The sequence below is a fragment of the Collinsella sp. AK_207A genome (assembly GCF_902501965.1).
In the GTDB taxonomy this organism is placed as follows: Bacteria; Actinomycetota; Coriobacteriia; order Coriobacteriales; family Coriobacteriaceae; genus Collinsella.
In genome coordinates this window covers 68,769-94,104 of record NZ_CABWID010000015.1, presented here as the reverse complement: position 1 = coordinate 94,104, position 25,336 = coordinate 68,769, and the positions used below count along the sequence as shown (strand labels likewise).

The window sequence follows — 25,336 nt, the reverse complement described above, 5'->3', positions numbered from 1 at the left end:
GAAACGAAAACGGTGGCGCGCGGGCGCGCTAGACCGTGGTGAACTCGTACTGGATCACGGACTCGAACGGACGCTCCGGCGTGACGATGGTCTGCGGCCACGCGGCGTGGTGGATGGAGTCCGGGTAGAACTCGGGCTCGAGCGCAAAGCCGGAACGCGAAGTGTAGACGGCACCGTCCTTCACGCCCCAGGCATCGTCCAGCCAGTTGCCGGTGTAGAGCTGGATGCCCGGGGCGGAGATGCTCACGTCGAGCGCGCGGCCGCTCGCCGGGTCCTCGGCGTGCACGGCATGGCGCAGGTCGGCGCCCCCGTCCGCGTAGCCGCCCACGCAGAAGCAGTGATCGTAGCCGCGGCCGTTCTCCAGCTGCTCGTCCTCATCGCCGATGTGCTCCCCGATGGCGTGGAGCTGGCGGAAGTCGAAGGGCGTGTCGTTCACGTCGCGCAGCTCGCCCGTTGGGATGGACGTGGCGTCGATGGGCACGAACCGCTCCGCCGAGATCTGGAGCAGCTGCCCTTCCACATTGCCCGCGGCATGCCCCGCCAGGTTGAAATAGGTGTGATTGGTGATGTTCGCGTAGGTGGGAGCGTCCGTCTCCATGCCGTAGGTCAGCGTGAGGACGCCCTGGTTGGAGAGCGCGTAGACGGCCGTGACGCGACGGTTGCCCGGCAGGCCGAACTCGCCGTCCGCGAGCTCGCACGAGAGCCGGAGCTCGGGCCCCGTGGGCGCTTCCTCGGCGGCATCCACCGTCCACAGGCGCTTGTGCAGGCCGTGCACCTTGTCCGTGTGCAGGTTGTTGGTATCGGCGTCGTTTACCGGCAGGTGGTACACCACGCCGTCGATCGGCACCTCGGCACGCGCCGTGCGGTTGGCGACGGGCCCCGCCGTGGCGCCGTAGAACGCGTCGTTCACGCCCAGGTAGCCCGGCACGCCGGCAAAGCCGAGCGCGATATCGGCAACGTTACCCCGGGCGTCGGGCACGTCGATGCCCAGCACGGTGGCTCCCAGATCGCTCACGCGAACCGTGACGCCGCCCGCCTCAAGTGTGTAGACGCTCGCCTCCTTGCCGGTGGCGAACTCCCCGAATACAGTTTGTTTCAGCATCGCAGCCCCATTCTGAGTACGTTCACATCGCATCATGTTAACGTACTCATGCCGCGCTGCGGAACAATCTCACCAACGGTCGCTTCTCGCCGCCAAGCGGTTACGCCGCAGGTTGCACGGGTTGAACGCGCCGCCGCTCTCGCAGGGCGCTCAGGCGAGAGCGCCTATTGACGCGCGCGGCGGCACGCGCCGTACATGGTTTCCGCCGCCCACGCTTCAACCCACCTTCCCCGTGGATTATGGTAGATTATGGTGAACATGCCTACAAAGGAAGGTCTTACCATGAACGCTTCAACGCATCAGATCAATCTTAGCCGCCGCGGCTTCCTCACCCTGCTGGGCACGGGCGCCGTGCTCTCCCCGATAGCGCTTGCAGGCTGCGGCGCCACGCAGCAGACCGGCGGCGGCAGCGCTGCGAGCACCGGCTCCGCCGCGAGCGCGGGCAGCAGCGACCTCTCCGGCGTCAAGCTCACCTTTGTGGGCGACGACGCCTTCGCCCCCTTCCGCTCGCTCGTCACGCAAAAGGACGGCTCGCAGAAGCTCGAGGGCCTGGATATCGACGTCGTTGACGAGATGGCCCGCCGCTTGGGCTTTGAGTACGAGTTCGAGCCGCAGGACTTTGCCGCCACTCTCGCCTCCGTGCAGAGCAGCGACACTTCCTTCACCATGCCGATGAGCGCCAACGACGAGCGTCGCCAGACCTTCGACTTCACCCGCGGCTACTACCAGCCGCTCGTGGGCGCGCTCTCCAAGGGTGGCGAGCCGCTCCAGAGCCTGGACGCGCTCAAGGGCAAGAAGCTCACCTGCACCACGGGCACCGTGCAGAACAAGTTCATCACCGCGGCGCTGCCCGACAACGAGCTGACCACCTTCGACGGCGGCGACCAGTGCCTGCAGGAGGTACTCGCCGGCCGCGTGGACGTCTACATCTGCGACGGCGCCGAGGGCCTGACCATGCAGCAGGCCAACCCCGAGACCGTGCTGGGGCTGCTGCCCGCCAAGGAGACGGACGAGTACGTGAGCGTCTACCGCATCATGGCCAAAAAGGGCGCCAGCTTCATCCCCGCCTTCAACGACTGCGTGGGCGAGATAATCGCCGATGGCACCATGGACACCTATATCGCCAAGTGGACGAACAAGGACTTCGTCTGGGGCGACCGCGCCGCCGAGGCGTCCAAGGCCGAATAGCGGCGTAAAACGTCGGAGCTCCCGTGTCGTTGAACTTCGCCCTCATAGCACCGTATCTGTCGATGTTCGCCAGCGGGCTCGCCGTCACCCTCGAGGTGACGGCCTGCTCGCTGGCGCTCGCCTTTGCCGTGGGCTTTCTCGTTGCCGTGCTGAAGGTGCTCCCCTGCCGACCGCTCCGCCTGCTCCTGGACTTCTACACGTCCATCTTCCGCGGGGTGCCGCTCATCGTCCTGCTGTTCCTAGCCTACTTTGCCACGCCGCAGCTCACGGGATACAAGATCAGCATGTTCGCCGCCGGCGTGCTCACGCTCGGCCTCAACGGCTCGGCCACGGTCTCCGAGACGCTGCGCGGCGGCATCGAGGGCGTGGACCGCGGCCAGAGCGACGCCGCATACTCCCTCGGTATGCGCTATACGCAGGTGATGGTCTCCATCATCATCCCCCAGGCGCTCCGCTCCGTGGTGCCGGCGCTCGTGAACGAGGTCATCACCGTGCTCAAGAGCTCCTCGCTCGTGGCGGTGATCGGCCTCATGGACCTCATGCGCGCCGCCCAGAGCATCCAAGCGATCACCTACCGGGCCTTTGAGCCGTTCTTCATCGCCGCCATCATCTACTACATCATCGTGATGGGACTCACCTGGCTCGGCTCACGCTGGGAGAAGCTCGTTAAACCGTAGCGAACAGCCCGTTGCCCCCGCCCTTCGTGTACTAGAATCACAACGCCGTGGCGAACGAGCGCCGCGCTCAAACGGGTACGGAAAGGACGACAGGCGGATGGTCTCACCCTTCGATGCGCTGGGACAGATGGTGGGGATGCTCGCGATCGTGGCCCTGGGATACGTGGTCGGCAAGCTCGACTACCTGGACGGCCACACCATCAAGCACATCTCACGCCTGATCATCGAAGTCGCCATGCCCTGCTTGGTCGTCGCCTCCGCCACGGGGCTCGACCCGTCCGCCGCGAGCGTCGAGGTCCCGTGGAGCTTCGGCATCGCCGCGTTCCTCTGGTTCTCGCTGTTGGGCACGAGCTGGCTCTGCAACGCGCTGCTCCGCACGCCCAAGGAGAAGCGCGGCCTGTATCTCTTTGCCGGCACCTGCACCAACACCTCCTTTCTGGGCATCCCCATCTGCCTGGCAATCCTGGGCCAGCGCTGCGCCGTGGGCGCGAGCATCATCGACATGCTCACGAGCGTCTTCAACTTCACCATCGGCTTTGCCATCCTGGCGCGCGGCAGCAGCACTGGCAAGCGCAAGTCCGCGCGCGACGTGCTGAAGCAACCCGTGGTCTACTCGTGCTTCATCGCCATCATCATGTTCTTCACCGGCTGGGAGCTGCCGCGGGGCATCCAGACGACGCTCTCCCACGTGGGGCAGATCACCTCGCCGCTCGCCATGCTCGTGGTGGGCGCACTCGTGGCGCAGGAGGATCTGCGCAGCGTCTTCTCCGACTGGCGCTCCTATCCCTTCGCCATCATCCGTCAGCTGGTGGTGACGATCGTGCTCTACCTGCTGCTTCGCGCCATCGTACCCGAGCCCATGCTCGCCGAGCTCTTTGCCATCATGTTCGCCCTGCCCACCGGCGCCATCGTGCCCACTTTTGCCGACATGTGCGGCGCCGACGTTAAGCTTGCCACCAAGAACACCGTGGTGAGCACGCTGCTCTCGTTCCTGATCGTGCCCCTCGTGGTGGCGCTCCTCGGCGTGCTGTAGGCCCGGGGCAGGTCACGGGGCGAGAAGCGCGTCGTCTGCTCCGCCCGCCGCCCACGTTGCGGGGCCCGCGTATCCTGATTCCGCGAAATCGGACGCGTAATCGCTTACCCCTCCTTGATAGGGGAATGACGAATCCATGTCATTCGAGCCATACGCTTGTTTCAGGAGGTATGTCATGGATTCAAACACCCCGTCGCGTCCCCTGCGTTTCCATCCGGACGGCTCATTCAAGCTCCTGCAGGTTACCGACGTGCAGGAAACCACCCGCATGCGCCCGGAGACGCTCACCCTGTTGAACGCCGTGCTCGACCGCGCCCGTCCGGACCTCGTAGTGCTGACCGGGGACCAGGTCAAGGGCTATGACCCGGGGTATCGACACCGCCCCGATGCCGTCCGATGCACGCTTACCGCCATCTGCGAACCCTTTGTGGAGCGCCAGATCCCCTTTGCCGTCACCTTTGGCAACCACGACCCCGAGGTGGGTGTGAGCAACGCCCAGCAGGAAGCATGGCTCGCCGAGCTTCCCGGCTGCGTGAACGCATGGACGCGCGACGCTACCGGCATGCGCGGTTACGGCCCCGGCACGCTCGCCCTGCCGATCTTCGACGCGTCCGGACACACACCGTGCCTTGCCGTCTACCTGGCCGACTCCGGCGCCGGAAACCTGTTGGGCGGCTACGAGGCCTTTGACCAGCGGACAACATCCTGGCTCGTGCAAACCGCTCGCGAACTGGCGGCGGCGGCGGATCGCCCGGTTCCCGGCATCGTCTTCCAGCACCTCCCCGTACCCGAGATGTATTCGTGCCTGCGCTCCGCTCGGCCCGGCGAGGGCGGCGTCCCCGGCCATCGCAGCCACTACCGAGCGGGCGAGCTTCTGGTGCCCCGCGCAGACGCCCTGCAGGGCGGTCGCCTGCGCGAGCCCATCAGCTGCCCAGACGAGAACACGGGCGAAGTCGACGCCCTGGTGGAGGAGGGCAGCTTCTTCGCCCTCTACTGCGGTCACAACCACAAGAACACGCTCATCTGCCGCTATCACGGCATGGACCTTGGCTACGCGCCCACCACGGGCTTCGGCGCCTACGGCCCCGGTCTCGACCGCGCGGCGCGCGCCTTCTCCTTCTCCGCGGACGATCCCGCTGCCTACACCACCCAGCTCCTCACCTACCGCGAGCTCGTGGGTGCGCGGACCTCGCGCCCGATCACCGACTGGGCCACCGAGCGCATGCCAGTCACCGGAGAGGAGCTCCGCGAGCGAGCGCGTGCCCTCATCCCCCACCCCGTCGCGGGCGCGCGAAATGCCGCTGACGAGTCCCTCTCCCCGCACGCCCGACTCGAGAGCAGGTAGCGAGCGGCCAAGAGCGCGGAGAACCGCCTTGCTGCATGGTGCCCCTCACACGTCAAACCTTCACTCGCAGCCACGCCCCGCTCCGTGGAATTCGCGTCTGAGCCACCATCGCGCCGGGTATTCGCGGTACCCTATCCCCTGCCCTGAGGCCCGACGCACTCGGCTCTCGCGGCTCCGACGGTCGCGCTCGCCGCGTCTGTTGCCCGTATCCCGCCCATGCAGCGCCCAGCGGCCACTCATCATCGAATGAAGACGCAAGGGAGACGCATGGCGGCGGAGAAGACAGCACTGGATGAACGGCGCGATTCGAACAGCATCGACATGTTGCACGGCCCACTTCTGGGCAAAATCGTCACCTTTGCTATCCCACTCGCCCTCGCGAGCATTTTGCAGCAGTTCTTCAGCTCCACCGACGCCATGTTCGCCGGCCGGTTCGTGGGATCCACCGCGCTGGCGGCGATTGGTGGCGTGGCGCCCGTCATCGCGCTGCTCGTCGGACTGTTCCTCGGCCTCTCCATGGGCGCGAACGTCACCATCGCCATGCGCATCGGACGCGGCGATATGGTGCGCGTGCGCTCGGCGGTGCACACGGCGGCGGGGGTGGCGCTCGTGTGCTCCGTGGTGCTCACGGCGATGGGCCTCCTTGCCACCGAACCCATTCTCTCCGCCATGTCCATTCCGGGAGACGCACGCGTGGAGGCAGGCCAGTACCTGCGGATCTACTTTGCCGGCATCTCCTTTTTCCAGATCTACGACTTCTCCGCGGCCATCCTGCGCGCTAAGGGCGACACCAAGCGGCCGCTCTACGCGCTGGCGGTGGCCGCTCTGGCGAACGCCGTCATGGACTACATCGCCGTAGCCGTTGGCGCGGGCGTTCCTGGCATCGCGCTCGGCACCGTGGCCGCGAACGGCATCGCCGGCGGCATGCTCGTGTGGTTCCTGCTGCACGAGGAGGGAGCGTTCCGGCTCAACCCGCGCGAGATTTCGCTGGAGCCAGCCGCCGTGAAGAGCATCCTCCACATCGGTATACCCTCGGGTGCCCAGGGCGTGGTGTTCTCGCTCTCCAACGTCATCATCCAGTCCGAGATCAACGGCTTTGGAACGGCCGCCATTGCCGGCTGCGCGGCGGCAAGCAACTTCGAGTACTACTCCTATTACTTCATCAACGCGTTCTCGCAGGCGGCCGTGACCTTTATCGGGCAGAACTACGCGGCGGGCGAGCCCGCGCGCTGCGATCGCATCATGAAGCTGTGCATGGCGGGCGGCGTGCTCGTCTCCGCAGTGTTCTGCTTCACCGTCATCGCGTTCAGCGGCCCCATGCTCGGCATCTTCACCAAGGACGCCGCCGCGCTCGACTTCGCGCATCGACGCTTCATGCTTTCGCTCGCCTTCGACTGGATGATCGCCAGCTATGAGATCACCGCCTCCGGCATGCGCGGCATGGGCTGGCCCGTGCTGCCCACCCTTGTGACGGTCTTTGGCACCTGTGTGCTGCGCCTGGTCTACGTGCTGGGCCTCTTCCCCCTCATCGGCAGCTTCGAGATGCTGACGGCTGTCTATCCCATCTCATGGCTCATGACCGGCGCCATCATGATCGCGCTCTTCTTCTACGTGCGCCGCCAGGCGTTCGCGACGATCCGCACACCGCTCGCCGCGTCGTAGCCTGCCACCGAACCCGCAGGCTAGATCGTCACGATCGATGCCGTGCAGAGCGATCAGCCCGATGAGGTTGATGCCCTGCTTGCGCGAGGTATCCGCTGCCATGGTATTCCCCTTGGCCCGTTGGCGGCACCCCTGATGATACGTGCCCGTTCCCGGCACGCACCCTCGTCCACGCAAAAGCCGCGCAAAAAGGGGCCAGCCTCGCGGCCAGCCCCTTCGGCTCGTCTATATCGGCGCTTAGTAGCGGTTGTTGCGACCGCCACGATCGCCGTAGCCACCGCCGCGGTTGCCGCCGCGGTCCCGGTCGCCGTAGCCGCCACGACCACCACGGTCGCCACCGCCGTAACCACCGCGGCCGCCGCGATCGCCGCCACCGAAGCCGCCGCGACCGCCACGGTCACCGCCGAAGCCGCCGCGACCGCCACGGTCACCGCCGCCGAAGCCACCACGGCCGCCGCGATCGCCGCCACCGAAGCCACCACGGCTGCCACGGTCACCGCCGAAGCCGCCACGGTCGGAATGACCGCCGCGGCTACCGCCGAAGCCCATGCGCGGAGCGCCGAACTTGCCATGGCTGCGGTCGCCGCCGTCGCGACGGTCGAACCCGCCGCGTCCGCCGCGGTCGCCACCACGGCCACCGCGATCGTCGCGGCCGCCGCGCGGACCGCGGTCCTCGTCCAGGCCCATGGCCACGAGCGGATCGATCACCTTGTCGAGCTGGGCGAACAGGGCCTCGATCTCCTCGTTGGAGAGCTCGGGCACGAGCGGCTGGCCTTTCTTGACGATGTCGCCCACATGATCCAGGGCGTCTTCGTCGGCGAAGACCTGCACCTTGCGCATGTCCACATTGCCCGTCTCGGGGTCGGTGACCTCTACACGGCCCACCAGGTTGGCCTTCTCGGCCTCGGCCAGCAGGGCGTCCAGCTCGCGCAGGCGCATACCCAGCAGGTCGGCCATCTCCTTCTGCTCCATGCGGGGCTTGAGGTCCAGGAGCTTGATGGCGCGCGCCAGCTCGTTCACCTGGCTCGCCTTCTCCTCAGCCTCGCGCTCGAGGGCCTTGCTGCGACGGAACAGCAGGTTCTCGGCGCGCTTGACCTTCTCGATCAGCTTCTCATTCTGAGCCGTCACGATCTCGGCGTTGATGTGGCTCTGGTCGAGCTCGTCGGCGTCGTCCTCGACACCCTCAACCTCGGCCACAGCCTCCGGCTCGGACACCTCGGCCTCAACAGCGACCTCGGCAGCAGCCTCGGGAGCCTCGACCTCCACGGCCTCTTCCATCGTCTCGTTGTTGTTCTCGTTCTCGGACATATCGTCCTCCTTTCGCGCCCCTCGGCGCGCCCCAGGCGCTTTCGCGCCGTTTTGCCGGGATTCCTACTCTGATCATCTTTGTCGTTCGTATCAGCCCCTTTCGGGGCCTCCCGGCCGCAGGTAAGTGTACCCGAGTGTCTTTTGCTGCGCGCCACGCTCGCACCTGCGGCTCTAAAACCACACGAGCGCGAGCGGATTGTGCCCCGAGATTTCGCCCCTAGTTCTGGTGATACGTGGACAGGAATTCCGCAAGGTCCTGCATGCACTCGCGCAGCACGCCCATACGCGGCAGGTACACGATGCGGAAGTGGTCCGGTTTGTCCCAATTAAAGCCACCTCCGCGCGTGATGAGCACCTTCTTCTCGTGCAGCAGGTCGAGCGCGAACTGCTCGTCGTCCGTAATGTTGAACTTCTTGACGTCGAGCTTGGGGAAGATATAGAACGCCGCCTTGGGCTTGACCGCCGTCACGCCGTCGATCGCGTTCAGCGCCTCGTACACATAATCGCGCTGCTCGCGCACGCGCCCGCCCGGCGCGATGTAACCCTTGACGCTCTGGTGGCCGCCGAGTGCGGTCTGCACGATGGACTGCGCCGGCACGTTGGAACACAGGCGCATGTTGGAGAGCATGTTCACGCCCTTGATGAAGTCGCGCATGCAGCGCTTGTTGCCCGAGAGCACCATCCAGCCAATGCGGTAGCCGGCGATCATGTGGCTCTTGGACAGGCCCGAGAACGTCACGCACGGCAGGTCGGGCGCCAGGCTCGCGATGGAGATGTGCTCGTACCCATCCATGACCAGGCGATCGTAGATCTCATCGGAGAAGATCATGAGCTGGTGCCTGCGCGCGATCTCGACGATGCCCTCCAAGATCTCCTGGGAGTACAGCGCGCCCGTGGGGTTGTTGGGGTTGATGATGACGATTGCCTTGGTGCGCTCGGTTACCTTGGACTCCATGTCGTCCAGATCGGGGTTCCACTCGTTCTGCTCGTCGCAGATGTAGTGAACGGGCGTACCGCCGGCAAGCGTGGCGCAGGCCGTCCACAGCGGATAATCCGGGCTGGGAATCAGTACCTCGTCGCCTGTGTCCAGAAGCGCGTTCAGGGAGAGCTGGATGAGCTCGGACACACCGTTGCCGGTGAAGATGGTGTCCATATCCAGGTTGGGGATGTTCTTCAGCTGCGCATACTGCATGATCGCCTTGCGCGCCGAGAAGAGCCCCTTGGAGTCGGAGTAGCCCTCGCACTCGGTGAGCTGCTGGCGCATGTCGAGCACGACCTCGTCAGGCGTGCGGAAGCCGAAGGGCGCCGGGTTGCCGATGTTCAGCTTAAGGATGCGCTGGCCCTCCGCCTCCATGCGGTTGGCCTCATCGAGCACGGGGCCACGTACATCGTAGAGGACGTTCTCGAGCTTGGATGATTTTTTGAACTCGCGCATGATGGTGCTCCTTATGGTGGTTTTCGTCTTGGCGGTGGAGGTGGCGGTCGCAGGCCGCGCGGAAGCTCGCGCCGGCTCTGGACTCCGAGCACGCGTGCCTAAAGGCGCGGCAACCGGGGCGGCTGCGGCATCGGCCCGCCCCTCGGCAAGCCAGCCGGCATCCACGCCCAGCAGCTCCGCAAGCAGTGACAGCACGTCCGCACGCGGCATGGTCTTACCAGAGACGTATTGGCTGAGCTGGCTCTTTCCCAGTTTGCGACCCTGCTCGGCTGCCGCACGCAGCAAATCGGCCTGCCGGATGCCGCGGTCGTCCATCACGTTGCGAAGCCGCTTTGAGAAGCCGACGCGCCCCATTCCGCCTCCTCCGGTTCAGAATTGGTTCAAAGTTCAATCTTGACCAAGATAACACGCTCGATATTGAACTCGCTTTGAACTTTTGCAGACGGCGGATTATCGCGTCTTCGCTCCATGACCCCACGAAGAAGGGCGCCCCTCCGAGCCACACCACCCGCTTGGTGGTTCAGCTCAAAGAGACGCCCGTGGCTTGGCGCGTTGTTCCAGCCTTACAGCTCGGTGATCTTCACCCCGCCGTAGACCTCGTCCCAGCGGTCCATCACCAGATGCCCGGTTTGCGGATCCATGGCATTCAGCTTGCCGCAGGTGTTGCCGCAGCGCAGCACCGTGTCGTCGTCCGCGTCCGCCGCGATGGCGTGGGCAAAGCCGGCGATGGTGGAGTCGCCGGAACCCGTGGCGTTCACCGCGGGAATGCTCGGCATGACGACGCGGTACCCGCGCCCTTCGTGGAACGCGACGGCGCCGGCGCCGCCCATGGTCACCACGACCCAGGGAATCCCCGCAAAGCGGGCGTCCCCGGCCAGCTCTACCTGAAGCGCCGGCAGGTCATCCGGCGTATAGCTCGTACCCAGCAGGCCGTTGATCTCGGTCAGGTTGGGCTTGATGAGCGTCGGCTTGGTGTCCGCTGCCAGGGCAGCGTCGAGTGCCGCGCCCGAGGTGTCCAGCAGCACCGGTTTACCCGCGGCAACGACCACGGCCACCATCTTGGCGTAGGTATCCGCCGGCACGCCCTTGGGCAGGGAGCCCGAGATGGTCACGCAGTCGCAATCCTCACGCGCCACGAGCTCGGCAAAGTGCTCCTGGAACGCGGCGAGCTCCTCCGCAGAAACCGCCGGGCCGCTCTCCAGGAACTCCGTCTGATTGCCATCGTGCAGCACCGCGATGCACACGCGGCTCTCCCCCGCGATGGGCGTGAAGCTGTGCGGAATCTTGTCGTCGTCCATGCGATCGGCCAAGAACTCGCCCATATGGCCGCCAAGCAGACCCGTAGCGAGCACATCGTCGCCCAGCTGCACGAGCACGCGGGAGACGTTGAGGCCCTTGCCACCCGCCGTCTTGGTCGGCACCACCCGGTTGACGTCATCAACCACCAAATGATCGATCTGATACGACGTATCAATGGACGGATTCATAGTAACAGTGAGAATCATCTCTCATTCCCTTCAGTCAGGAACGCGGCGACGTGGCGAAACTGAGGGGCGATCGGGTGAATCCGGAGCGACACTCAGCAGCGAACTGCGAAACCGGCTTCGCCGTTTTCCAGTCTCGCGAGGACTGAGCGTAGGATTCACCCGATCGCCCGACCAGGTTACGCCTGCGGCACCAGCGTACCGCCCACGTACGTATCGACCAGATTGAGCTCGCTATCGAGCACGATGAAGTCTGCCAGGCGACCCGGCTTGATGAAACCGCAGCGATCGTCGATGCGCACCGAGCGTGCCGGGATCTCAGAGCCCATACGGAGCGCCTGCTCGGCCGTCACGATGCCCCAGTCCACCATGTTCTTCACACCACGAACGAGCGTGAGCACGGAGCCGGCAATGCTCGACATATCCGCCAGCCAACAGAGGTTGTCCTTGAGCACCACGGGCAGACCGCCGCTCATGTACTTGCCCTCGGGCATGCCGCCGCAGCCCAGGCAGTCGGTGATGAGCACGGTGTGCTGCCAACCCTTGGCCTCCACGAGTGCCTTGATGGCGGCGGGCACCACGTGCTTGCCGTCGCAAATGATCTCGGCAAAGGTGTTGGGCGTCGTCATGGCGCAGCCCAGCACGCCCGGCTCGCGGTGGTGCAGGCCGCGCTGACCGTTATAGGTGTGCACGAAGCAGGTGGCGCCGGCGTTCACCGCGGCGAGCGACTCGTCGTAGGTGGCGTCGGAGTGGCCGATGGCCGTCACCACGCCCTCAGCGTCCAACTGGGCGATGTAGCGGCAGGCACCCGGCTTCTCAGCGGCAAGCGCGCTCTTGATGATGCGACCGCCCGCCTGCTCCTGCCACTCATGGAACACCTCAACAGAAGGGTCGATCAGGAACTTGGGGTTCTGCGCGCCCACGTGCTTGGTGGTGAAGAACGGCCCCTCCAGGTAGATGCCCTGGATACGCGCGCCCACGAACTCGGGACCACGCGCGGCGGCGGCGTCGGCGATGGCCTTGCAGGAGCGGCCGAGATCCTCCACGCCCTGCGTGAAGGTCGTCGGCAGCCATGAGGTGGTGCCGTGACGCGCCAGCTCGGCCGACGAGATGTCGATGCCCTCGGGGTCGTTATCCGTGGTCGCGTGGTTATAGAAGCCGTGGATGTGCGTATCCACCAGACCCGGGGCAACCCACTTGCCGGAGACGTCCACCACCGGGGCATCACCCTCGGGCGCCTCCGCGCTCCACGCGCCAAAGCGGCCGTTCACCACGGGTAGATAGCCACCGTTCATCACCGCACCGGGCAACACGAACCGACCACCGGCCAAAACGAAATCAGACATACAAGCGCTCCTCTCGGCGTGCATCGTGGTACAGGGGCGTTTCCGCTGCACCAAAACAATGCCCGCCCCGTCCGAAGACTGCGGGCGGGCAACTCATTGGCGGTTATACCCGTTTTCTACGCTTCGAAGGGGTGAATCGTGACGCCCTTCACCACGCGGTTCACCGTGCCGGTGGGGCTCGGCGTATCCGGCGTATTGCCCACGCGCACGGAGTTCAGCAGCGAGACCGTTTGACCAACCATGATGAACGGCAGCGCTAGGTACGCCTCGGGCAGCTCGTCGAAGCCCTTGAAGGTAAAGGTCTCGTGCTCGAAGTTCGTCTCGCCCTCCTGCTGAACCGCCACGATCTTCTTGGCGATGTGGTCGCCGTAGATCTCCTCGAGGATATCGAGGTCGTACTGGCGGGTGTAGACGTCGTTGTTCACGAACACGAAGACGAGCGTCTTGTCGTCCACGAAGGACTTGGGCCCGTGGCGATAGCCCATGCTCGTGTCGTAGGACGTGGCGACGAGGCCGTGGGCGAGCTCGAGGATCTTGAGCTGGGCCTCCTGGGCCAGTCCGCCGAAGGAACCGGAACCCAGGTAGGTAACACGGTCAAAGTCGGTCAGCAGGAACTGCATAACCTCGCCCTCGCGGGCCACGACGTCCTCGCCCATCTTGGCGGCCGTCTCGACCCACGCCTGCTTCTGCTCGTCAGACGCGGTGTCGAAGATCAGGGTGGAGAGCAGCTCCATGCAGGTGTAGCTGCCGGTCATGGCAAAGCCGCCGTCGTTCGCGCGCGGGATGAGCAGCGTGAGCGCATCCGGGTCGTCCTTGCTCTCAACGGCGAGCTTGCCCTCGGGGGCGCAGGTGATGTTCAGAAACTTGACGTTCTTCACGAGTTCCTTGGCCACGCGCACGGCAGCCAGGCTCTCGGGGCTGTTGCCGGAACGGGCGAAGGACACCACGAGCGTGGGCTCGTCGGGGTTCAGGAAGTCGCGCGGCGCGGACACGATGTCGGTGGTGGCGATGGGCTTGAAGTCGTAGAGCGCGCGATCGCCGGCATGACGCAGGTAGGGAGCGGCGGTGTCGCCCACGTAGTCGGAGGTACCGGCACCCGTGAACACGACGGTCAGACGGCCCTCGCCCATGGCGCGCGCCTCGGCCAGAAAGCTCTCGATAGCGGCCTTGTTGGCCTGGTAGATGTTGAAGGTGTCGCGCCACAGCTCGGGCTGCTGCTTAATCTCGCGGGTGGTGATGTGGGCACCCAGGCGCTCAAGCTCTTCGACTGACTTCTCGAACATGTTGATACCTTTCCTTAGAGGTTAGCCTTCTACCTTGCAGTATAGTCATTCATTGGTAATCTGGTAGTAACCAGTTTGGCACTCTTCAAAAACTCTGCCAAACGGTCGGGTCTTTCGGCTGAACGGTCGGGCGCGCATATGCGTGGACAGGCGGAGGCGCCGTCTAGATACGCGGAGACGCATCTAATCGCGGCGGTGAATCACCTTGTACTTGAACTGGTCGGCACGAGCCACCGAAAGGGTGTACTCAACGATCTCGTTCTTGATGTTGTACGTGGTGCGAATCAGATCGAGCACCGGCGCCCCTTCGGAGATATCGAGCAGGTGCGCGTCGGTCGGGCGCGCGATGCTCGCGTAGAACTCCTCCTCCGCCAGACGAATGCGCTCGTGGTAGTCGTTCTCGATCACGTCGTAGAGCGACTTGTGCTCAAGGTGCGGACGCTTGAGCGTGAGGAAATTCCGTACCGGCAGGTACGTCCGCTCCACCATAAGGGGCATGCCGTCGGCGGAACGCAGGCGCTTGAGCTTGAAGATGCGCTCGCCGATGTGGACGCCCATGTTCTCGGCCATGTTCTTGTCGGCCTCGATCTCGCTGAAATCAAGCACCGTGGTCTCAGGCACGCGTCCGAGCGACTTCATCTGCTCGGTGAAGCTGTAGTTCTGCGCGAGGTTCGTTGTCTGAGCGGAGCGATCGGCCACAAAGGTGCCACGGCCGTGCTGGCGAACCACCAGGCCCAGGCGCTCAAGCTCCTGAAGCGCCAAGCGCACCGTGGTACGGGAGAGCCCGTAGCGCTCGGAAAGCTCGCGCTCGCTCGGCATGAGCGAGCCCGGACGGTACTCATGCTCGATCTTCTCGGTGAGGATATCAACCAGCTGATCGTACAGCGGCTGCCTTCTCGCACCCAGGGCCATAGCTTCCACTCCTTCCGCGCCGTACTCTATACCCTCAGGACCGGGCGCGCGATCGGTCATGTGGAGAGAAAAGAGGGGCCGCGCGCTGGAATATCCCAGCGTCGCGGCCCCTCTTGCCGTGCAAGCGTGCGGTTTGCGCGACCGCGCGGTGCGCAAGCCCGAACTCAGGCGAGTCTTACCACAGACCCGTCCACCAGCTGATACCGAACCACTCGTTCAGCGGGAAGGCACCCACGATGCCGATGATCAGAACGAGCACGATGCCCATCATCGGGGTGAAGTTCTTCTTGGAGAACAGGAAGTAGAGCAGCAGGACGAGGCAGAGCGGCACGAGCTTCGGCATGACCGTGTTCAGCGTGTCGGCCACCTTGAAGGTGACGGGAGACTCGGTCACGGTACCGTAGGTGACGGAGGACAGGCCATTGCCCAGGTCCTTCACACCGGTCTCGACGGCGTTGCCATCGGCGTCGGCGGCGGTCAGCGGCTTGCCGTCCTTGTCGGCGATGGCGATGGTGCCAGCGTCGGCCTTCTCGGTGTCGATGCCCTCGAGGTCCTCGTAGCTCTTGGCCTCCTTGTTGCTCACCACGACGGTGGTGGCGGCGATGGAGCGGCTGGAGCCGTTGGGGATCTCAAGGTTGATCTGCGTACCACCCATGGCAACCGTCAGGCAGCCCACGACGAAGCAGCCCATGATGGCGGCGGCGCGGGTGAAGGCCTGCATGTTGGCCGTCAGAGCGTCGATGGCGCTGGTGCCGAGCTTGTAAGCCCAGCCCATGAGGCCAAAGCGGCACGCGAACAGCGCAGCGTGGAACACGATCAGGAAGATGAACGGCGCCAGGATGTTGCCGTCGATCGCCATGTTGGAGGTGATGCCGGCCGTGATGGGCACGAGCGTCAGCCAGAACAGGGCGTCACCGATGCCGCCCAGGGGCGACGCGGCGGAAATACGCACGGAGCGGATGGTCTGCGTGTCGAACTTGTTCTGCTCGAGGGAGAGAACGATGCCCATGACGAACGTGACCAGGAAGGGGTGCGTGTTGATGAAGTCCAGGTTGTGGTACATGGACGCGGCAAGGTCCTTCTTGTTGGTGTGGACCTTCTCCAGGCCAGGGACCATAGCGAACAGCCAGCCACCGGACTGCATCGTCTCGTAGTTGAACGAAGACTGGAGCCAGTAAGAGCGCCACACCATGCGGTTGAGCGTCTTCTTATCGACCTGCGGAGCGGGAGTCAGATCCTCGTACTGCTCCGGTACGACAAACTCATTAGATGCCATCGCTCATGTCACCTCCATCAGCAATTGCGCCCTTGAGCTCGGTCTGCTGCTGGAAGTCCCAGAAGGCGATACCAAAGCCGATGAGGGCCATGATCAGAAGCGTGGGGCTCGACAGATCGGGGATCGCGGCCACGATGTTCGTGAGAGCGAAGCCGAGCAGGAAGAAGGCCCACATGTCGCGGTTCATCATGATCTTCAGCAGGATAGCGAAGCCGACGAAGCGCATCATGCCACCAGCAGCGGACAGGCCGGTGTTGAGCCACGCGGGGATGGCGTCGACGACAGCCTGGCCAACGCCCTGGCCAGCAACGAAGAACAGGGTCACGATCACGGCGAAGATCAGGCCGAGGATGACCTCGGAGATGATCGTCAGCACGGTGATGCGCTTGGTATCAGCCTTGATGGCCGCGTCGCGGAAGGACTCCATGAGCGGGGCACGAAGGGTGAAGAACAGGGTGACGCCGTACTGGCCCAGCAGGGCGAACGGGATGGCGGCAGCCGTGGCGGCCGTCGGCTCCATGCCGAGCGAGCACGCGAAGACGGCGGCGAGAATGCCACCGATGACCGCGTTAGGCGGCTGAGCGCCACCAATCGGCATGTTACCGATCGTCATGAGCTGGTAGGTACCACCGACCACGAGGCCGGTGTTCATGTCGCCGAGGATGGCGCCGATGATCGGACCGGTTACGATGGGCTGATACAGGGACTCCGTGAAGTCGAACTGGTCGATAGCCGCGATAAACGTGACGATGAAGACCAGGATGACCTGTACAAAATTGAATTCCATCGTTGCTCCTCCTTTCAAATGTTGTACGTAAGACAACGTGTAGATACGTGCGCGCGTCTCGGAACCGCGCGCAACAGAGGACCGCTCTTAGGCAAAGAGCTTGTTAATGTCCTCCACCGGCGTGCTCGGAACACGCCTAATCTCCAGCTCCACCCCCATTTCCTGCAGCTCGCGGAAAGCGGCGACATCGGCGTCGTCCACGGCCACCGAGGTGGCCACCTGCCGCTTCCCTTCGGACATATGCATATTGCCGATGTTGACCTTTTTAATGGGCACACCGCCCTTGGCGAGTGTCAGCACATCTTCGGGGCAGTCGCACACGATGAAAATCTTCTGCTTCGGCGAAGCCTTGCCGATGATGTCGATGGTCTTCTGCAGCGAGAAGAAGCGCGTGGCCACGCCCGCGGGGGCGGCCATCTTCATGAGGTTCTGACGCATGGTGTTGTTGGCTACGTCGTCATTCGCCACGAGGATGAGGTTGGAACCCAGGGTGGAGTTCCACTGGGTGGCAACCTGGCCGTGGATCAGACGGGCGTCGATACGCGTGAGGAGGATGTTGGGCTCTGCCATTTCAACCATTCCTTTCAGATGCTGCACTGCCGATATCGCTTGAGGGGCTGCATCGCGCATCCCCGTAGTGCCTTTCGTGCGTCGGGAGAGGGACTACTTGATCTCTTGGATCGCGTAGCGCGAGACGTCCATGACCGCACCGGAGCGGACCTTCACCTGGACGACGTCACCATCGACGCTCTTGACCGTGCCGAAGATCCCGCCGCCGAACATGACCTCGTGTCCGGGTGCCAGTTCGGTGTGAATCTTCTCGAAGTAGCTGGCCTTCTTCTTCATGCCGCTCCGCGTGTAGAGGAGGTACACGACGCCCATGATGGCGAAGAGGATGAGCAGCGCCACCGAGGAAGCGAGCACATTGCCCCAGAAGCCGCTCATTAGATGCCGTCCTCATCGTCGTCGGCAGCCTGCGCGACGCCGATGGAGGCGATGGACTTGTGCACGATGCCGGTCTGGCCCACGGCCACGGCCTGGGCGGCCAGGTCCTCGAGGCCGGCGGCGCCGCTGCGGGTAAGCAGCAGCTCGATGAGCATCGGCAGGTTGGTGCCGGTGACGACCTCGACGTTCTCGATGTCGTTGGCGATCATCATGGCCTGGTTGAACGGCGTGCCGCCCAGCAGGTCAACGAACACGAGCACGCCATCGCACTCGGTGCGCATGGCGGAGATGGCATCGCGAAGGGTATCGCCGTAGGTTGCGGCCTGACTGCCCTCGAAGGGAACGATCTCGAACTCCGGCTGGTCTCCCGCGACCATATCGATGGCGCTCTTGAGGCCCACCGAGAAGTCACCGTGACCTGTAAGAATGAATCCGATCATCGCTGCTCCCCTTTCGGTTGCGACCACTTCGCAACTGGTAGTAACCACGTGATAAGCTGTGAACATGGTATCAGCTTTCCCGATGGGGTCAATTTGACGGCGTATGGAAATCGATTTCTTACCGTTCAAGGTGAAATACCTACCGTTCAACATCATCCTTGACTTTTACCTGTATATTTCTCTTTTCTATGCGTTTGTCACCTCGGAAGGCCCCTTTTCATCCATTTGGCCGACCGCACTCGAATGGCCCGGTTTTCCGTTCGGTTTCGAGCTTGATAATTTGTGTTGAATGTCGAGGTGGTATCAATTCTGATAGATTTCCGATCCGTTTCCGGAACCTACGTGCCAGACACTCGCCGCTCAGGCGGCACGCGGTAGAGGGTGCACGGGTCCGTTGCGGTCAAAAAAAAGAACCAGAGACTGTGTGCCTCTGGTTCCTCTGATGCAATGGAGCCAGTTATCAGACTTGAACTGATGACCCCCGCTTTACGAGAGCGGTGCTCTACCAACTGAGCTAAACTGGCGCTCCTGGTCGACTCGCATCGACGGCTGTTAATAGTACGTGGAAACCGCCGTCTGCGCAAGTCCGTTTTTTAGCCTACGTACAGGCCCCAGATCTGCAGGTTGGCCTTGCCGTAGAGCCCGTTGGCAAAATCGCTCCACTTGGACTGGACGGACTGGGCGGACTTGGAGTACTGCTGGTAGGCCACGTAGTAGGCCATCTGCGCCTGGGCGTACGTGGCGGAATCGGCCGTGAAGCTCTGGTCCTTCAACGCCTGGGCGTAGGGGCCATCCTCGGAAGCCCAGGTGCCCTTGGAGCTGTCCCACTCATCCCCTGCAAGGTTGATGATGTAGTCCGCATACTCCTTGGAAGCCGTCTCGGTGTTGCCATCCGCGGGCTGCGTGGGCGCCGTGGGAGCGGTGGGTGCGTCCTCGCCCACCACCTGCTGGTAGAGCTTGCTGACGATTGCGTTCTCCTTGACGATCTGCTTGGCCTGGTCCTCGGTCACACCGTAGCTGCTGGCCATCTCGGAGTAGTCGTCGGTGCCGATGGAGTTCTTGGCGTACGCCTTACGCTCCTTGCTCGAGACGCTGATGCCGCGCCCCTCGGCCTCCTTCAGCAGCAGCTGGTTGCGCACGTACGAGATGACGGTCTCGGACGAGGGCACCGCGTACTTGCCGTCGCTGTTCTTGGCTTTGTCCAAGCTGTACTGCGCCTCGATGACCTCACGCGCCGTCACATCGTAGGTCTTTCCGTTGTAGGCATAGCTGGCGATAGGCGTATCCAGCTGGTCCTCGGAGATCGTGGCGGAACCGGTGCCCTTCGCGCCGAAGCCGCCGTGCCCGAAGAAGTACCCGGCGATGCCTGCGATCACCACGCAGGCGATCGCGGCGATGATATAGAGCGCGTGCCGGCGCGGAAGCTTTGCGTTGGCCACGGGACCCTCCTCCTCTTGGTCGCTTTCTTCCTCGATGTCGTCCTCGTCATCTTCGTCGGCGTCCTCGATGCCCTCCTTCAGGGCCTCGTCGTCGGCGTCGGCGACCATGCGAGCCTGTTCCTCGGCCTCTGCTTGGGCAGCCGTTGTACCTGCAGCGATATGCTCGGCGGACTCGCCAGCAACGAGCTCCACGGAATTCTCCTCCACCCCGTCAGGCCCCTCGCCGCGGCCGATGACCTGAATACCGTCTATCTCGTCCTTCTTATCCTTCTTCTGGATAAAACCCATGGGGAACCTTTCTCTTTGTATCCATAGCCGGTCTAGCATACCCCCGGCAAACGAATGACTGCACTTAAACCTTTCTTGCGCCGTCCGCCCGGCCTCATGAACCGTGACGGCAGGGCCAAGAGGGCAAAACCGGCGGATACCGTAAGGCTTTACGGCTTTGCGCTCAAACCAACGCGATGCTGTAGGGGTTTTCGCTGGCCTCCTCAGGAGCGGACGCCCTCGCGGTACCAAAACCGCAGGTCGGCGATATTGCCATATGCTCACTACTTCGTCGGCAGCGAAAAAGCCCTACGGTATCGGCAGGTTTTCCTCGGCCCAAACGAAACCCCTACGCTATCCCCCTGATTTACGCCCCGTTCCCCAAGGCGGCGATCACGGCGTCGGCAAAGGTGCGCGTTCCGACGGCGCCCTCCGTGCTGCCGGTCTGGGCGCGGCGCACGTCGACCGTCACGGACTCGCCTGCAGCCAATGTGGCGCGCACGGCCGCGCGGATGCGCTCGGCCGCCGCGTGCTCGCCCAGATGGTCGAGCATCATGCACGCGGAGAGGATCTCGGCGGTCGGGTTGGCAATATCCTTGCCAGCAATGTCCGGCGCAGAGCCGTGCGTGGCCTCGAAGATCGCCACGTCATGCCCGATGTTGGCACCCGGCGCCATGCCGAGGCCGCCCACCAAGCCGGCACCCAGGTCGGAGACGATATCGCCGTACAGATTGGGCAGCACGAGCACGTCGAACTGGTAGGGGTCTTGCACGAGCCCCATGCAGGTGGCGTCCACGATCTTGTCGTTGAACTCGATGTCGGGGTAGCGCTCGGCCACCTCGCGCGCCACGCGCAGGAAGAGGCCGTCGGTCTCCTTCATGATGTTCGCCTTGTGCACCGCGGTCACCCGCTTGCGACCGCAGCGGCGGGCGTACTCGAACGCGTACTCCACGATGCGGCGAGAGCCGGAGATGCTGATGGGCTTGACGCTGATGGCGGAGTCCGCGCGGAACGGCTTCTGGCCGGAGCGCTCCACCAGCTGAGCCAGCTCGGAGACCTCGGGCGCGCCCTCGGCGAACTCGATGCCGGCGTACAGGTCCTCGGTGTTCTCGCGCACGATCACGAGGTCGATGTCGCGGTAGCGCGAACCGTCGCCCGGCATGGAGAGGCACGGGCGCACGCAGGCATACAGGTCGAAGTGCTTGCGAAGCGCCACGTTGACGCTGCGGAAACCGGTACCAACCGGCGTGGTGATGGGACCCTTGATGGCGACCTTGGTCTTTGCCACGGCATCGAGCACATGCTCGGGCAGCGGCGTGCCATACTCGTCCATCACGCCCGCGCCGGCATCCACCACCTGCCAGGCGATCTCCACGCCCGTGGCCTCCACCACGCGGCGCATGGCATCCGTGATCTCGGGTCCAATGCCATCACCCGGAATGAGTACGACCTCGTGTGCCATAATCGGCCCCCTACTCCTCGTCGTTGGTATCGTCGTCTTCCTTGGTCACGCGTGCGCGCGGCTTGGGCTTCTCGAGCTTGAAGCGCTTGACGAGCATCTCGTAGATCTCGGACGAGCGCGCACGGATATAGGCGCCCTTACCGCTCTCGGCGTCGAACGCCAGGCGTCCGGCCAACTCGGCGGCCACCTTGCCATCGATCTTGCCCGCGGCGAACTCGTACAGGTAGCCGAGCATATCGCGATACTCAAGGTCGCCGTGATAGCAGCGGATGGCTTCCTCGAGAATCGGCCACACCTTCTCGGAGCGACGGCGCTCGGTGCCGCCCCACACGGCCAGCAGGCGGAACGCCGCCAAGCGCAGCGTTGCGGAATCCTCGTCGAAGAGCGCGTCCTCGGCGTCCTCGTAGACGGAGCCGATCTCCTTAGCATGCGTGGAAACGAGCATCGCGAGCGCGTTCAGGATCTCCCAGCGCGTCTGCGCCTCGGGCCGGGCGAGCGCATCCAGCAGCTCGGGCACGTGGGCGTCGAGCGCCTCGGGCCGATACTCCGCCACGATGGCGACCACGTGCGCCGCCGTCTGACGCTTGCGGCGGCTCGCGCCCGAAAGGTCCCCGACGATACCAGCCAGCATCTCGGGATTACCGGTAACCAGCTCCAGCTGCTGACGCTCCTCGTCCGTGAGCTCGTGCTCGTTCATCTCTGCCATATCTACCTCACGTTCTCATCCGCATCGTTCGCGTCGCCCACCGTTGAGATGAGCTCGGGGGCGTCCTTGCCCGCGCGCTTGGCGGCACGGCGACGCTCCCCCGCCCCCTCCTCTGCGGCACGACGATGCTCCTTGTTGACATTGAAAAACTCGTCGTGGGCCTTCCACGGACCCACGGACTCTCCGAACGACATCTTCATTCCCGCGATCGCGCCCGCGAGCATGCCGATGATGGCGGCCCACAGAAGCGGCATACTCGAACACACCAGCGTGAGCAGCACCGCCGCGACGATCGCCCCGGCGTTCATCTTCCAGTAATCCGCCGTGGTCTGGGCGCGCTCGCCCAAGGGCGTTCCCACCTGAAAGCCGACGAACGTGCTGAAGGCAAAGAGCAGGATGAAGAGAATGATGAAGGCCATGGCGCTTACGCCTCCGGCCGCTCGGGCGCCGAAGCGGCGGTGACGCCGTCTGCGTCGTCCCCGCCCGGGTGGACGCGCGACCAGTCAAGCCCCTGCGCTGCGGCCGTGGCCTCGTCGGCGTACAGCAGCGTGATGGCCTGCGTGCCCATCCGGCCGCCGCCGATGGCACCGAGCGTCTCGTAGAGCGAGAGCGCCGTGTCGGCGCCGGGCAGGGCAAGGCCGCCCTCCTCCTCGGCGAGCGAGAGCGCCAGGCGAATGTCCTTCAGGAAGTGCTCCACCATAAAAGCCGGCTGGTAGTCCCCGGCGAGCGCCTTGGGCGCCAGCGACTCGAGCGCCCCCGTGCGGCCGGTGCCGTCCTGGATCATCTTGAGCGTGAGGTCCACATCCAAGCCGCTCTGCTCTGCAAGCGCCAGCGTGTCGGCCATGCCGACCATGGACGAGGCAAGCGCCACCTGGTTGCAGAGCTTGGCCGCCTGCCCCCGGCCGGCCTCTCCAAAGCAGAAGATCTGCGCGCCGAAGGTCTCGAGCAGCGGTCGCAGAGGCTCCACCTGCTCCTCGGTGGCGCCGCAGATCAGCGTAAGGGTTCCCGCCACCGCGCCGGGCTCGCCGCCCGTGACCGGGCAGTCGAAGGCATGGCGCTCGGAGACCTCGGCGAGCTTGGAGATATCACGGGCGAGGTCCGGCGAGCTGGTCGTGAGGTCGATGAGCGTTGCCCCGGGCTTTGAGGAAGCGAGCAGGCCGTCCTTTGCCAGGTAGAGCTCCTCCACGTCCTCGGGGTACCCCACCATGGTGAAGACCACGTCCGCGCCGGCCGCGGCCTCGGCGGGAGACGCCGCCCACGCGGCCCCGCGGGCAACCAGGTCGTCTGCCTTGGCCTTGGTACGGTTGTACACCGTGAGCGGATAGCCAGCGTCCAGGATATGACCGGCTATGGGCGCGCCCATGATGCCGGTGCCGATGAACGCTACGGACGGTTTCGAATCTGTCATCTCAACTCCTCGCCCCGGGCAACGCGCCGGGAACACGCTATGCGGCCCTAGGCCCCTAGACGCCGCGAACCTTCTTGGCGATACGGTCGGACAGGCTGATCTTCTCGGCGCGGTTGCGGCCCCAGAAGATCACCGCCACCATGCCGGCGCCCACGTGCGCGCCGATCGTGGGCCCCACGGACCCGCGCAGGATGGTGAGCTCGCCGCAGCCCTCCTCCTTGCGAATGGTGCCCTCCAGCCAATCGGCGTCCTTTTCGGCATCCGACGAGACGACGGCAATGGGCATGCTCGGATCGAGCACGTAGTTGTCGTGGAACGACTTCACGAGCGACTTCAGCGCCTTCTTGCGGCCCCGGTTCACGCCCGTGAGCGTGAGCGAGCCGGCCAGGTCGAAGGAGAGCGAGGGCTTGACGTCGAGCTTTGCCGAGAGCTGGGCCGCCGCCGGGGGAATGCGCCCACCCGCCGCCAGGGCGTCCAGGCTGTCCAGGGTGAAGTAGCCGTGCACGTAGTACTTGGCCTCGTTGGCCCACTCCGCGAGCTGCGCCGCCGTGAGGCCCGCTGCGCGCTGGCGCACGGCCTCCATGGCCAGCAGCTCGCCGCACGAGCAGGGCAGGGCGTTGTCCACCACGTAAAGCTCGAAGTCGGGATGCGTGCGGCGCACCTCCTCGGCCGCCGAGCACGCAGCGTCGTAACTGCTGGAAAGCGCGCTCGTAAAGCAGAGGTACACCGTGGGCGTACCCTCCTCGGCGCACTGGGTGAAGAACTCCAGATAACGGCCGAGCGAGACCGCCGAGGTCGAGGCCTTGGAACCGGCCCGCAGTTTGTCGTAGAACTCCTTGGGCGTGATGGACGTCCAGATGTCGTCCGTGTACTCCCGGCCGTCCAGAATGTAGGGGAAACCCAGGATGTCCACGTCGAGCGTGGCGGCAATCTCGGGGGTGAGGTCGGCGCAGGTATCGATCACGATGCGGCAACGGTCCCCATGGCCGGTGGACGTGTTCTTCACGCTCATGAAAACCCTCTCAACCAAAAAGGCGGCCGTCCCGCACGGGATGGCCGCCATCCAAGTCATGCTGATGGTCCAGTTTACCCTTCCAGATCCTCTATCTTGGGCTTGATGATGCCGTATCCACCATTCTTACGGTGATACACCACATTGATGAGACCGGTCGTGCTGTTCTCGAACACATAGAAGTCGTGGCCCAGCAGATCGGTCTGCACGAGTGCCTGCTCCTCGGTCATCGGGGTGATGTCGATGACCTTCTCGCGCACGAGCAGATCGTCTTCCTCATCCTCGGGAATAAGCAGGTCGGCCAGGTCGTCCACGCGCTCCACCGGCACCACGTCCGCGGCGCTGGCACCCTGCTGACGGTTGTCGACCACCTTGGTCTTGAACTTGCGCAGCTGACGCGTGACCTTCTCGGCCGCGGCGTCAATGGCGGCGTACATATCGGCCCCGTGCTCGGCCACGCGAATCACCGAGCCGCGGGCGCGCACCGTGGCCTCCACGATGGCGGGCGTCGGGTTGGAGGGGTTCTTCTCGTAGCGAAGCACCACATCAACGGTCATCGGCTCGATATCGAAGACAGTGCAAGCGTTCCCAATCTTCTCGTCTACGTGGTTGCGCAGGGCGTCGGTAACGGTTGTCTTGCGTCCAGAGACCTTGATATCCATGAGGCCGCTCCTTACTCTCCGGGTACATTCCCTCGACCGCTCGTCAACGGGCGGCCGGTATCCGTGTTGTACCCAAATACGCGAACGGGCGACCCCATTCGTGGAATCGCCCGCTTACCGATTGCGCCTTGACAATCGATCCGTCGAATTATGCGCC

24 protein-coding genes and 1 tRNA gene are annotated in these 25,336 nt (G+C 64.3%); 5 read left to right on the top strand and 20 right to left on the bottom strand.

What is annotated here, in order from left to right; all coding sequences use genetic code 11:
- Positions 1 to 28 precede the first annotated feature (28 nt).
- The gene (locus GDJ97_RS05305; RefSeq protein ID WP_152070255.1) at positions 29 to 1,102 is read right to left on the bottom strand and encodes an aldose epimerase family protein; all 1,074 of its coding nucleotides are present in this window, start codon (positions 1,100 to 1,102) and stop codon (positions 29 to 31) included.
- 282 nt (positions 1,103 to 1,384) lie between these two features.
- Here GDJ97_RS05305 and GDJ97_RS05300 point away from each other — a divergent pair, with 282 nt between their 5' ends.
- From GDJ97_RS05300 to GDJ97_RS05280, 5 genes are all read left to right on the top strand, one after another.
- Positions 1,385 to 2,290: an ABC transporter substrate-binding protein gene (locus GDJ97_RS05300; RefSeq protein ID WP_193221321.1), complete on the top strand. Its 906-nt coding sequence runs from the start codon at positions 1,385 to 1,387 to the stop codon at positions 2,288 to 2,290.
- 23 nt (positions 2,291 to 2,313) lie between these two features.
- Positions 2,314 to 2,967 (top strand): amino acid ABC transporter permease, encoded by a 654-nt coding sequence (locus GDJ97_RS05295; protein WP_152070251.1) that lies wholly within the window; start codon positions 2,314 to 2,316, stop codon positions 2,965 to 2,967.
- A gap of 97 nt (positions 2,968 to 3,064) precedes the next feature.
- Positions 3,065 to 4,000: an AEC family transporter gene (locus GDJ97_RS05290; protein WP_152070249.1), complete on the top strand. Its 936-nt coding sequence runs from the start codon at positions 3,065 to 3,067 to the stop codon at positions 3,998 to 4,000.
- A gap of 175 nt (positions 4,001 to 4,175) precedes the next feature.
- Positions 4,176 to 5,345, top strand: coding sequence for a metallophosphoesterase family protein (locus tag GDJ97_RS05285; protein ID WP_193221320.1), 1,170 nt, complete (start codon positions 4,176 to 4,178; stop codon positions 5,343 to 5,345).
- Positions 5,346 to 5,612: 267 nt separating this feature from the next.
- The gene (locus GDJ97_RS05280) at positions 5,613 to 7,007 is read left to right on the top strand and encodes an MATE family efflux transporter (protein WP_193221319.1); all 1,395 of its coding nucleotides are present in this window, start codon (positions 5,613 to 5,615) and stop codon (positions 7,005 to 7,007) included.
- Between the two features lie 237 nt (positions 7,008 to 7,244).
- On the opposite strand, the gene GDJ97_RS05275 is transcribed toward GDJ97_RS05280, so the two are convergent.
- The 19 genes from GDJ97_RS05275 to hpf form a co-directional block, all read right to left on the bottom strand.
- Positions 7,245 to 8,315, bottom strand: a complete 1,071-nt coding sequence (locus GDJ97_RS05275; protein WP_152070242.1) for a hypothetical protein — start codon at positions 8,313 to 8,315, stop codon at positions 7,245 to 7,247.
- A 217-nt stretch (positions 8,316 to 8,532) separates the two neighbouring features.
- The gene (locus GDJ97_RS05270; RefSeq protein WP_226808840.1) at positions 8,533 to 10,104 is read right to left on the bottom strand and encodes an aminotransferase class I/II-fold pyridoxal phosphate-dependent enzyme; all 1,572 of its coding nucleotides are present in this window, start codon (positions 10,102 to 10,104) and stop codon (positions 8,533 to 8,535) included.
- A 209-nt stretch (positions 10,105 to 10,313) separates the two neighbouring features.
- Positions 10,314 to 11,255: a hexose kinase gene (locus tag GDJ97_RS05265; protein WP_152070240.1), complete on the bottom strand. Its 942-nt coding sequence runs from the start codon at positions 11,253 to 11,255 to the stop codon at positions 10,314 to 10,316.
- Between the two features lie 158 nt (positions 11,256 to 11,413).
- Positions 11,414 to 12,580, bottom strand: coding sequence for an N-acetylglucosamine-6-phosphate deacetylase (gene nagA / locus GDJ97_RS05260; protein WP_152070238.1), 1,167 nt, complete (start codon positions 12,578 to 12,580; stop codon positions 11,414 to 11,416).
- Positions 12,581 to 12,696: 116 nt separating this feature from the next.
- A complete protein-coding gene (locus tag GDJ97_RS05255) occupies positions 12,697 to 13,863 on the bottom strand; it encodes an SIS domain-containing protein (protein WP_152070236.1) in 1,167 nt (388 codons plus the stop codon).
- A gap of 183 nt (positions 13,864 to 14,046) precedes the next feature.
- Positions 14,047 to 14,775 (bottom strand): GntR family transcriptional regulator, encoded by a 729-nt coding sequence (locus GDJ97_RS05250; RefSeq protein ID WP_152070234.1) that lies wholly within the window; start codon positions 14,773 to 14,775, stop codon positions 14,047 to 14,049.
- A gap of 175 nt (positions 14,776 to 14,950) precedes the next feature.
- Positions 14,951 to 16,051, bottom strand: coding sequence for a PTS system mannose/fructose/sorbose family transporter subunit IID (locus GDJ97_RS05245; protein ID WP_152070231.1), 1,101 nt, complete (start codon positions 16,049 to 16,051; stop codon positions 14,951 to 14,953).
- On the bottom strand, positions 16,041 to 16,838 hold the full coding sequence (locus GDJ97_RS05240; protein WP_152070229.1) for a PTS sugar transporter subunit IIC: 798 nt from the start codon (positions 16,836 to 16,838) through the stop codon (positions 16,041 to 16,043). Before GDJ97_RS05240 ends, GDJ97_RS05245 begins: the two co-directional genes overlap by 11 nt.
- Before the next feature lie 87 nt (positions 16,839 to 16,925).
- Complete coding sequence (agaV, locus tag GDJ97_RS05235; RefSeq protein ID WP_152070228.1) at positions 16,926 to 17,408, bottom strand: PTS N-acetylgalactosamine transporter subunit IIB; 483 nt, start codon at positions 17,406 to 17,408, stop codon at positions 16,926 to 16,928.
- Positions 17,409 to 17,501: 93 nt separating this feature from the next.
- Entirely contained in the window at positions 17,502 to 17,783 is a 282-nt protein-coding gene (yajC, locus tag GDJ97_RS05230) for a preprotein translocase subunit YajC (RefSeq protein ID WP_152070226.1), read from the bottom strand.
- Complete coding sequence (locus GDJ97_RS05225; RefSeq protein ID WP_152070223.1) at positions 17,783 to 18,223, bottom strand: PTS sugar transporter subunit IIA; 441 nt, start codon at positions 18,221 to 18,223, stop codon at positions 17,783 to 17,785. Before GDJ97_RS05225 ends, yajC begins: the two co-directional genes overlap by 1 nt.
- Before the next feature lie 448 nt (positions 18,224 to 18,671).
- A tRNA-Thr gene (locus GDJ97_RS05220) sits at positions 18,672 to 18,747 on the bottom strand.
- Positions 18,748 to 18,816: 69 nt separating this feature from the next.
- The gene (locus tag GDJ97_RS05215; RefSeq protein ID WP_152070221.1) at positions 18,817 to 19,950 is read right to left on the bottom strand and encodes a hypothetical protein; all 1,134 of its coding nucleotides are present in this window, start codon (positions 19,948 to 19,950) and stop codon (positions 18,817 to 18,819) included.
- Positions 19,951 to 20,296: 346 nt separating this feature from the next.
- Entirely contained in the window at positions 20,297 to 21,391 is a 1,095-nt protein-coding gene (locus tag GDJ97_RS05210; RefSeq protein WP_152070219.1) for an isocitrate/isopropylmalate dehydrogenase family protein, read from the bottom strand.
- A gap of 10 nt (positions 21,392 to 21,401) precedes the next feature.
- Positions 21,402 to 22,097, bottom strand: a complete 696-nt coding sequence (locus tag GDJ97_RS05205; protein WP_152070217.1) for a hypothetical protein — start codon at positions 22,095 to 22,097, stop codon at positions 21,402 to 21,404.
- Positions 22,098 to 22,099: 2 nt separating this feature from the next.
- Positions 22,100 to 22,516, bottom strand: a complete 417-nt coding sequence (locus GDJ97_RS05200) for a hypothetical protein (RefSeq protein ID WP_152070215.1) — start codon at positions 22,514 to 22,516, stop codon at positions 22,100 to 22,102.
- 5 nt (positions 22,517 to 22,521) lie between these two features.
- The gene (locus tag GDJ97_RS05195) at positions 22,522 to 23,505 is read right to left on the bottom strand and encodes an NAD(P)-dependent oxidoreductase (RefSeq protein ID WP_152070213.1); all 984 of its coding nucleotides are present in this window, start codon (positions 23,503 to 23,505) and stop codon (positions 22,522 to 22,524) included.
- Positions 23,506 to 23,560: 55 nt separating this feature from the next.
- Positions 23,561 to 24,517 (bottom strand): DegV family protein, encoded by a 957-nt coding sequence (locus GDJ97_RS05190; protein WP_152070212.1) that lies wholly within the window; start codon positions 24,515 to 24,517, stop codon positions 23,561 to 23,563.
- A gap of 74 nt (positions 24,518 to 24,591) precedes the next feature.
- The gene (hpf, locus tag GDJ97_RS05185) at positions 24,592 to 25,179 is read right to left on the bottom strand and encodes a ribosome hibernation-promoting factor, HPF/YfiA family (RefSeq protein ID WP_152070210.1); all 588 of its coding nucleotides are present in this window, start codon (positions 25,177 to 25,179) and stop codon (positions 24,592 to 24,594) included.
- Positions 25,180 to 25,336: the final 157 nt, after the last annotated feature.